Raw genomic sequence first — 1,424 nt, forward strand, 5'->3', positions numbered from 1 at the left:
CACCCAGGGCCTGCGGGTCGGCCGGCTCCGGGGCATCAGCATCGCCAGCTCGGGCGCGAGCGGCTGCAGCTCGCCCGGCATGCGGCCGTGATCTGCGCCAGCGCCTGGCGGGCGTCGAGCAGGTCCTCGCGCGCCTGCGCGGTGGTGCCGCGCGCCAGCTCGTAATAGGCGCGCGCCTGCTCGACGTCCAGCGACGCGGACAGCCTGGCCTCGAAGCGCGATTGCGCCTGCGCCACCTGCTGGCCGTAGACGTCCTCGATCGCCTGCGCGGTGGCCAGCGCGGCCTGCGCCGTCAGCACGCCGAAATAGGCGCGGGCGACGCGGGCGCAGAGGTCGGCCTCGGCGGCGCGCACGCGGGCGTCCTCGGCGCTGACCAGCGTCCTGGCGGCATCCCAGCTGCGCAGCCGGCTCAGGTCGACCAGCACCTGGCTGAGGCTGTGGGTGAGCTGGTGCTGGCGGCCGTCGTCGCGCTGGTGCGACTCGCTCAGCTGGGCGGACCACTGCGGCAGCAGCTGGGCGCGGGCCTGGACGGCCAGCTCCTGCTGCTCGCCGCGGACCGCGCGCGCGCCCGACAGCACCGGGTCCGCGCCGCGCGCCTGGGCGTAGACCTCGAGCAGGTCCTCGGCGGCGGCGGGCAGGCAGCAGCCCGCGCACAGTGCGGCCACCACGACCGCCGCGAGCGCCGCCGGCCGGGAAGGGAAGCGTGCGCGCATGGTCAGGCCGAGGTGGGCGTCTTGGACGGGGCGGCCGCGGCGCGCAGCAGCGCCGGGTCCATGTGCAGCTCGGCCGCGATGTCGACGACCTGGCCGTCGATCACATGCACGTTGCGCTGCGCGCGCGCGGCGAGCTGCGGATCGTGCGTGACCATCACGATGGTGGCGCCGTCGCGGTGGAGTTCCTCCAGCAGGTCCATCACGCTGCGGGCCATCGCGCTGTCGAGGTTGCCGGTCGGCTCGTCGGCCAGCAGCAGGCGCGGCGAGCCGGCCAGCGCGCGGGCGATCGCCACGCGCTGCTGCTGGCCGCCGGACAGCTCGGCCGGGTAGTGACGCTCGCGCGCCGACAGCCCGACCCGGGCCAGCGCGTCGCGGGCGCGCTGCTGGCGCTCGGCCGACTTCATGCCGCGGTAGCGCAGCGGGACCTCGATGTTGTCCAGCACGTTGAGGTCGGGGATCAGGTTGAAGGCCTGGAAGATGAAGCCGATCTTTTCGTTGCGCATGCGCGATCGCTGGGTGTCGTCCATGCGGCTGACGTCGACGCCGTCGAGCTCGTAGCGGCCGCCGGTGAAGGCCTCCAGCAGGCCCGCGATGGTCAGGAAGGTCGTCTTGCCCGAGCCCGACGGGCCGGTGACGGCGACGAACTCGCCTTCGCGCACGTCCAGGTTGAAATCACGCAGGGCGTAGGTCTCGATCATCTCGGTGCGGTAG

Annotated in this window: 2 protein-coding genes; both read right to left on the reverse strand. The window is 74.0% G+C overall.

Annotated features, from left to right (window positions below):
• Positions 1-35 precede the first annotated feature (35 nt).
• Positions 36-713: a TolC family protein gene (locus FUT87_RS22150; RefSeq protein WP_147242414.1), complete on the reverse strand. Its 678-nt coding sequence runs from the start codon at positions 711-713 to the stop codon at positions 36-38.
• A 2-nt stretch (positions 714-715) separates the two neighbouring features.
• The coding region (locus FUT87_RS22155) for an ABC transporter ATP-binding protein (RefSeq protein ID WP_147242415.1) at positions 716-1,424 on the reverse strand (709 nt) is incomplete at its 5' end.

It is taken from the genome of Mitsuaria sp. TWR114 (assembly GCF_007997345.1).

What these genes read in the sequence shown, in the direction of transcription:
- FUT87_RS22150 (WP_147242414.1), bottom strand. Translation starts at nt 713, where the DNA reads ATGCGCGCACGCTTCCCTTCCCGGCCGGCGGCGCTCGCGGCGGTCGTG.